At 70.6% G+C, this 7,244-nt stretch carries 7 protein-coding genes; 3 read left to right on the top strand and 4 right to left on the bottom strand.

Annotated features, from left to right (window positions below; genetic code table 11):
• Window positions 1–169 precede the first annotated feature (169 nt).
• The gene (nagB, locus tag ABZY33_RS29830) at window positions 170–955 is read right to left on the bottom strand and encodes a glucosamine-6-phosphate deaminase (RefSeq protein ID WP_356494803.1); all 786 of its coding nucleotides are present in this window, start codon (window positions 953–955) and stop codon (window positions 170–172) included.
• Between the two features lie 600 nt (window positions 956–1,555).
• Window positions 1,556–2,329: an SDR family oxidoreductase gene (locus ABZY33_RS29835; RefSeq protein WP_356494804.1), complete on the bottom strand. Its 774-nt coding sequence runs from the start codon at window positions 2,327–2,329 to the stop codon at window positions 1,556–1,558.
• A gap of 97 nt (window positions 2,330–2,426) precedes the next feature.
• On the opposite strand from ABZY33_RS29835, the gene ABZY33_RS29840 reads away from it, so the two are divergent.
• Window positions 2,427–3,050, top strand: a complete 624-nt coding sequence (locus ABZY33_RS29840; protein WP_356494805.1) for a TetR/AcrR family transcriptional regulator — start codon at window positions 2,427–2,429, stop codon at window positions 3,048–3,050.
• A gap of 333 nt (window positions 3,051–3,383) precedes the next feature.
• Complete coding sequence (locus ABZY33_RS29845) at window positions 3,384–4,850, top strand: PAS domain-containing sensor histidine kinase (RefSeq protein ID WP_356494812.1); 1,467 nt, start codon at window positions 3,384–3,386, stop codon at window positions 4,848–4,850.
• Window positions 4,851–5,043: 193 nt separating this feature from the next.
• Here ABZY33_RS29845 and ABZY33_RS29850 read toward each other — a convergent pair whose 3' ends face one another.
• Together ABZY33_RS29850 and ABZY33_RS29855 are read right to left on the bottom strand one after the other, a co-directional pair.
• Window positions 5,044–5,301, bottom strand: coding sequence for a WhiB family transcriptional regulator (locus tag ABZY33_RS29850; protein ID WP_016639615.1), 258 nt, complete (start codon window positions 5,299–5,301; stop codon window positions 5,044–5,046).
• A 319-nt stretch (window positions 5,302–5,620) separates the two neighbouring features.
• On the bottom strand, window positions 5,621–6,589 hold the full coding sequence (locus ABZY33_RS29855; protein ID WP_356494806.1) for a diacylglycerol kinase family protein: 969 nt from the start codon (window positions 6,587–6,589) through the stop codon (window positions 5,621–5,623).
• A gap of 125 nt (window positions 6,590–6,714) precedes the next feature.
• On the opposite strand from ABZY33_RS29855, the gene ABZY33_RS29860 reads away from it, so the two are divergent.
• On the top strand, window positions 6,715–7,167 hold the full coding sequence (locus tag ABZY33_RS29860) for a hypothetical protein (RefSeq protein ID WP_356494807.1): 453 nt from the start codon (window positions 6,715–6,717) through the stop codon (window positions 7,165–7,167).
• Window positions 7,168–7,244: the final 77 nt, after the last annotated feature.

Below are 7,244 nucleotides of genomic sequence, written 5' to 3' on the forward strand. Positions count from 1 at the left end.
TGGTTGCGGCGCGGTTGGTTGTTGCTCAGAGATGAAAATGCCGGTCGCCCCGAGCGGGGGTGACCGGCATCGTCATGTCTGGGTGCTGGGTGCTGGGTGCTGGGTGCTGGGTGCTGAGGGCGGCTGGCCGGACTCGGCCCGATCCGGCTGCGGGCCCGCACCTCCGTGCTTACAGTCCCTGCCACTCCGGCTTGTTGACGTACGTGTGCCGGAAGTAGTCCGCGAGCTTCAGCTTGGACGCTGCGGCCTCGTCCACGACGACCGTCGCGTGCGGGTGCAGCTGGAGCGCCGACGCCGGTACGACCGAGGCGATCGGCCCCTCGACGGTCGCCGCCACGGCGTCCGCCTTGCCCTCACCCGTGGCGAGCAGCACCAGGTGCCTGGCCTCCAGGATCGTGCCGATGCCCTGCGTGATGACGTGCCGCGGCACCTGGCTCAGGTCACCGTCGAAGAACCGCGCGTTGTCCGTGATCGTCTGCTCGGTCAGCGTCTTGATCCGGGTCCGCGACGCGATCGAGGAACACGGCTCGTTGAACCCGATGTGCCCGTCCGTCCCGATCCCGAGCAGCTGCAGATCGACCCCGCCCGCGTCGGCCAGCGCCTTGTCGTACTCCTCGCACGCAGCCTGCACGTCCGCGGCACTGCCGTCCGGGCCCATGAACGCCGCCGCGTTCAGCCCGAGCGGCTCCACGACCTCGCGCAGCACCGTCGCGCGGTAGGACTCGGGGTGCCCGGTCGGCAGCCCGACGTACTCGTCGAGCTGCGCGATGCGGGCCCTCGACGCGTCGACCTCACCGGCGCGCACCTTGGCCGACAGCGCCTGGTAGATGGGCAGCGGGGTCGAGCCGGTGGCCACGCCGAGCAACGCGTCGGGCTTGCGCCGCAGCAGCTGGGCCATGGCCTCGGCGATCAGCTCGCCACCTGCCGCGGCATCCGGAACGATCACAACTTCCACGCTGGGCCTGCCGTTCTGGTCAAAGGGAACTTAGCTGTATGTGGTATAGACCAATCTAGCAGAGCGAGTCCCTGCGGGGCAGGGGCTGAGCGGGCCCGGCCTTGAGCCGGTCCAGCACCCTGGTCCGACCGCGAGCCTTGCCCTGACCCAGGCTGTAAGCCCGCGATTGGCGGAGTCCCCTGTCGTCCATGCTCGGGGGTGGGCGAGGTCTCGGCATGTTGGGCGCCTGATCGAGCCGATCGCCGCAACCGATGGCATTGACTCCCCCGAGCCCGCCGAGCCTGTCGACCCCTGTGCCGCCGAGCCGCCGGGCCCGCGGGCCCCTGAGCCCGCCGGGTTCCCGAGCCCGCCGGGCCGGGCCCCCGGGCCTCCGAGGCGCCGGGTCCCGAGCCTGCCGACCCCTGTGCCGCCGAGCCCGCGGGCCCCTGTGCCGCCGGGCCCTTGTAGGCCCCCGGCCCGCAAGCCCTGAAGCCTTCAAGACCCCGAGCCCCGAGCCCCGAGCCCCCAGCCCCGGGCCCCTCCGACCAAGACCTGCCTAAGCCTCCAACGCCCCCCCGTACGGATACTCCCCGCCGCCCCGACCCATGGCCCGGGCCCGCGTCAGAGCAAAGAGCCCCCCGTCGCATCTACCCACTGCCCCGTCACCCACCGCCCGTCCGGCGACGCCAGGAACGCCACCACGTCGGCTATCTCCGCCGGCGTCCCCACCTTGCCGAAGGTCGACAGCGCCGCCGCCTCCTCCCAGGCCTCGTCGCTAGCGCGCAGCCACTCCGCGTTGACATCCGTGTCGACGATGCCGGGCGCCACCGTGTTCGCCGTGATGCCACGCGGGCCGAGCACCTTCGCCAGGTACTGGGTCAGTACATCGAGCGCGCCCTTCGTCATCGCGTACGGCATGAGGTCCGGCAGGACCGCCGTGCGTGCGGCGCCGGAGGAGATGTTGATGATGCGGCCGCCGTCACGCAGCCGCGGGACCGCGAGCTGGGCGAGGAAGAACGGGGACTTGGTGTTGACCGTGAGGAGGCGGTCGAACTCCGCTTCCTCGATCTCCTCGAAGGCGCTCGACGTGCCGATGCCCGCGTTGTTCACCAGGATGTCCACGCCGTCCGCCCGCGCGTCGAACTTCTCCCACAGCTCCTGCGCCGCGCCCGGCGCACCTAGCTCCGCGCCGAGGGCGAACGCCGAACCGCCCGCCGCCTCGATCGCTGCCACCGTCTCCCGCGCCGCCGCGTGGTTCGTGCCGTAATGCACGGCGACGCGCGCGCCGTCCCTTCCGAGCCGCTCGGCGATGCCCCGCCCGATGCCCCGGCTCGCGCCCGTGACCAGTGCGGTCTTGCCTGCGAGTACCCCAGTTCGTACGCCCGTGATGCTCATGGTGACACCTCTCCCGAAATCTGTAGCGGTCGTTATGGAAATGACCGTAGCGCACGCCGGGGCCGGTTTTCTAGTGGGCGTTATAGAATTCATCCTCATGGCGACCAAGCAGCGCGGGCGGCCCCGCTCCTTCGACCGGGAGACCGCTCTGGAGAAGGCCATGCGGGCCTTCTGGGAGAACGGGTACGAGGGGACCTCGGTCTCCGAGCTGACCCGCGAGATGGGCATCGGCGCCCCCAGCCTGTACGCCGCGTTCGGCGACAAGCGCTCGCTGTTCGAGGAGGTCGTGCGGGTCTACGGCACGACGCACGGCGCAGGCCCCGCCCGCGCCCTGACCGAGGAGCCCACCGCTCGCGGCGCCGTCGAGCGGCTGCTGCGGGAGGCGGCCGACGAGTTCACCGACCCCGGCCACCCGCGCGGCTGCCTCGTCATCCACGCCGCGACGAACTGCACGACGCCCGAGGTCGAGCAGGCCCTGCGCGAGCAGCGTGGCGCCAGCCTCGCCGCCATCGAGGACCGGCTGCGCCAGGGGGTGGCCGCGGGGGAGCTGCCGGAATCCCTGGACACCGCGGCCTTCGCGCGTTTCGTGGGCGCGGTCTTCCAGGGCATGTCGCAGCAGTCGCGGGACGGTGCCGGCCGGCGAGAGCTGGAGGAGATCGCCGGCCTCGCGATGACCGCCTGGCCCGGCGGAGAATCGGCCCGCTCCGGCGTCCGCGGGTAGAGCCGGACACTGTCGCGGCGCATTATGGGGTTGGATGAAGAGACGACAACAAACCCGGTCCGACGCGTAGACACGGGAGAATGGTCTAGTCCACAATGCGTACTGCAGACCTCCGCCCTCCCCGCACAGGAGGACGGACAGAGGAACCGCGCTCTCTGCCCTGACTGCTGCGGTTCCTCGATCGGCAGCCGGGCACCGCACACCTGGCAGCCGATGCACCTGAAGGGCTGCGGTGCCAGGGAAAGGGTCGAGGGTCCCTCCCCCCGGCGCCGCGGCCCGTCGGTCTTTTCGGGGCCGCGCCGACCGGCGGGTACGCTCAGCCCCGTGCCCTCCATGAACGATCTCGTCCGCCAGCACACCGCCCTCGGCGACTCCGACCTCGAGTGGCTGCACCTGCTGGTCTCGGAGTGGCAGCTGCTCTCCGACCTCTCCTTCGCCGACCTCGTCCTGTGGGTCCCCACGCGCGACGGCACGCGGTACGTCTCCGTCGCGCAGATGCGTCCGAACACCGGTCCGACCTCCTACCAGGACGACATGGTCGGTCACCTGGTGCCGCGCGGCCGCCGCCCCATGCTGGACGCCGCGCTGGACGAGGGCCGCATCGTGCGCGAGGGCGACCCCGAGTGGCGCGAAGAGGTCCCGGTGCGGGTCGAGTCCATCCCCGTACGCCGGGAGGGCCGGGTCCTCGGAGTCATCGCCCGCAACACGAACCTGCTGACCGTCCGTACGCCCTCACGCCTCGAGCTGACCTATCTGCAGTCCGCGTCCGACCTGGCGCAGATGATCGCCGCCGGTTCGTTCCCCTTCCCGGGGCAGCAGGTCGACATGGACGCCTCCCCGCGCGTGGGGGACGGGCTGATCCGGCTCGACGCCGACGGCATCGTCCAGTACGCGTCCCCCAACGCGCTGTCCGCTTACCACCGGTTGGGCTTCTCGGCCGATCTGGTCGGGCACGACCTGGGCCGGACCACGGCCGAACTCGCCCCCTCGCGCGGACCGGTGGACGAAGCCCTCGCCAAGGTGGCCAGCGGATGGGCGCCGCGCGAGTTCGAGATCGAGGGCGAGGAAGGATCGATCCAGCTGCGCGCGATCCCGCTCAAGCCCAAGGGCGTGCGGATCGGTTCGCTGGTCCTGCTGCGCGACGTCACCGAACTGCGGCGCCGAGAGCGTGAGTTGATCACCAAGGACGCCACCATCCGGGAGATCCACCACCGGGTGAAGAACAACTTGCAGACCGTGGCCGCGCTGCTGCGCCTCCAGGCCCGGCGCATCGGGTCGGACCGGGGGCGCGAGGCGCTCGAAGAGGCGGTCCGGCGCGTCGGTTCCATCGCCATCGTGCACGAGACGCTCTCGCAGAACCTGGACGAGCGGGTGGAGTTCGACGAGATCGCCGACCGGGTGCTCGCCATGGTCGCCGAGATCTCACCCGGACAGGTGACCGGCCGGCGCACCGGCCGCTTCGGCATCTTGGACGCGGAGGTGGCGACCCCGCTGTCCATGGTCCTGACCGAGGTGTTGCAGAACGCGCTGGAGCACGGTTACCGGCAGGGGGACACCGGCACCGTGGAGGTCTCCGCCGTACGGGGCGGCACCAGCAAGGATGTGCGGCTGCTGATCACCGTCCAGGACGACGGCGTGGGCCTGCCCCCGAACTTCGACCCAAAGTCCACCGGCAACCTGGGGCTGCAGATCGTACGAACCTTGGTGGAAGGTGAGTTGGGCGGAACGTTCGACATGGTGCCGGCTCCCGAACGCGGTACACAGGTCGTCCTCGACATTCCGGTGCGCTCCCACAAGTAGACGCCGGGTGGACGCACACAGCAGTGAGCCCCGGACCGTTGTACGGTCCGGGGCTCACTGCTCGCGTTGCTCGGGTCATGTCCCGGGCTGAGCCTGGGGAGCATCGGGGGTACTGCGCGCTGCGGCTCGGGGGGCGGGGGGATGCGTACTCGCTGTACGCGCCGCCGGGCTCAGGCTCGAACGGGGTGGGGGATCAGGCGGAGGCCTGACGTGCCCGGTTGCGAGCGGCGCGGCGCTTCATCGCGCGGCGCTCGTCCTCGCTGAGGCCACCCCAGACGCCGGAGTCCTGGCCGGACTCGAGCGCCCACTGCAGGCACTGCTCCATGACGGGGCAGCGGCGGCAGACGGCCTTGGCTTCCTCGATCTGCAGCAGCGCGGGACCGGTGTTGCCGATGGGGAAGAACAGCTCGGGGTCTTCCTCGCGACAAACGGCGTTGTGACGCCAGTCCATGGCTGCTACCTCTCCTTGGTATTACGTGCAGGTTGCTTGTGAATGTGAACGCTTTCACGAATCCCTCAACAAATGTAGGGACGAACGTCACATCTGCGACGAGTGTCCGTTGCTTTGAGGAGGGGATTCGGGCTCTCTGTGGGGCCGATGTTGCGGGCCGTCCCGAGCGCCATGTAGAGATTCGCAAACCTCGGCGGCGGATACAACCCCTTCTGGAAAGTTTTTTTTGATTCCTCGGTGTCGGCTAGGTCACAGCCGTACTTCCATGGGGTGGATCCTGGCCCAAACGTTCGAGATGAAGGACTTTGGACCCTTCCACTCACACAATCACACGCAGTGCACGGCGTACGCCTGTGAACGCCACGCTGGTCCGCAGCCCCAGGTGGTCACCGTCCATCTGAAGGGGCAGGGGCGCCTTCGAATGCAAGGTGAAGTCGGTGAGGTCATGGAGCGTAACCGCGTTCTTACCGTGCGGTCCGCGCTCGGGTGAGGAGGTGAGGAGCTGGGTGCCGTACCGGGCCACCGCGGGGGTGGAGAGTTTCTTGAGTCCGAGCACGTCAAGGCCGGTGTCGAAGGACGCCTGGGGCGTCGGATACAGCGGACGGTTGCCCAAGAAGGACCACGGCGACGTGTTGCTGACTATGGAGACGACCAGATCCGTGACCGGGTTCTCGCCCGGCCGTTCGAGCGTGATCGTGCCGTGCCGGCGGTCGGCCTCACCGAGGAACTGCCGGACGACCTGCCGCACGTACAGGGCATGCGTCGAACGCTTGCCCCGTTCTCTCTGCTGCTCCACCCGCCCCACCACCCCGGCGTCGAAGCCGAGCCCGGCGCTGAACGTGAACCAGCGGGACGGCACCGCCTCGTCCTCCGTGCCCGGAGTGCCCTCGGCGAGACCGAGACCGACCGTGCGCTCGCGGCCCTCGCGCAGGGCGTCCAGGAGCTGTCCTGTGGCCTCCACGGGCTCGTTCGGCAGGCCCAGGGCGCGGGCGAAGACGTTCGTCGAACCGCCGGGGACCACGGCCAGGCCCGGCAGCCGGTCGAGGTCGGGGCCGTGGTGCAGCAGCCCGTTCACGACCTCGTTGACCGTGCCGTCGCCGCCCAGGGCGACGACCAGCTCGATGTCCTTGCTCTCGGCGGCCTGCCGGCCCAGGTCGCGGGCGTGACCGCGGTACTCCGTGGTGACGGCCTCGAGCTTCATCTCGCTCGCCAGCGCGTGGATCAGCACATCGCGCGTGCGCGCACTGGTGGTGGTTGCCGCCGGATTGACCACAAGAAGTGCACGCATGCGATGCAGGGTACCTAGCGCCTCGGACCGAACCCAGACCGAGGTAGGGCTCGGGCAGGCGCCGGCGGGCCCCGGCCCGGGACGCGGCCTGCCGGGTCGCGCGCGCCGGGCGTTACGCTGCCAAGGTGACCTCAGCGCAGAATCCCGCCCCCGAGACCCCCGAAGAGACCGGGCCGCGCCCCGGCCGGCTGACCGCCGCGGCGGCCCTGGCCGGACTCGAAGGCGTCGCGCTCGTCGCGGGCGGTGCCTCCATGCTCGTCGCCGGGCTCACCGGGAACCCCGACGACCCGGAGCAGGCGATCACCGGTGGCGTGACCCTGCTCGTGCTCGCCCTGCTGCCGCTGCTGGCCGCACGCGGCCTGCTGGCCCGCAGGAGCTGGAGCCGCGGACCCGCGATCATCACCCAGATCATGGCGCTGCCGGTCGCCTACACGTTGCTGCAGGCCAACAGCGTGGCCATCCCCGGCGGCATCGCCCTCGCCGCCGTGGCGATCGCCGCCCTGGTGCTGCTCGTCAATCCGGCGACCACACGCGCCCTGGGCATCCGCACGCCGGGGAGCGCCCCCCAGTCCAAATAGGCGCGGAACGTGCGCACACGCCGTGCAGCGCCCCGGCCGTGGCCAGGACCGCCGCCCCCGGGTACCGCTCCGAGCCC

The organism is Streptomyces sp. NPDC006552 (assembly GCF_040611655.1).
Classification (GTDB): Bacteria; Actinomycetota; Actinomycetes; order Streptomycetales; family Streptomycetaceae; genus Streptomyces.

Bases quoted from the DNA above. Each gene is read 5' to 3' on its own strand.
- ABZY33_RS29835 (WP_356494804.1), bottom strand. From the start codon at position 2,329: ATGAGCATCACGGGCGTACGAACTGGGGTACTCGCAGGCAAGACCGCA.
- ABZY33_RS29855 (WP_356494806.1), bottom strand. From the start codon at position 6,589: ATGCGTGCACTTCTTGTGGTCAATCCGGCGGCAACCACCACCAGTGCG.
- ABZY33_RS29845 (WP_356494812.1), top strand. From the start codon at position 3,384: ATGAACGATCTCGTCCGCCAGCACACCGCCCTCGGCGACTCCGACCTC.
- ABZY33_RS29850 (WP_016639615.1), bottom strand. From the start codon at position 5,301: ATGGACTGGCGTCACAACGCCGTTTGTCGCGAGGAAGACCCCGAGCTG.
- ABZY33_RS29840 (WP_356494805.1), top strand. From the start codon at position 2,427: ATGGCGACCAAGCAGCGCGGGCGGCCCCGCTCCTTCGACCGGGAGACC.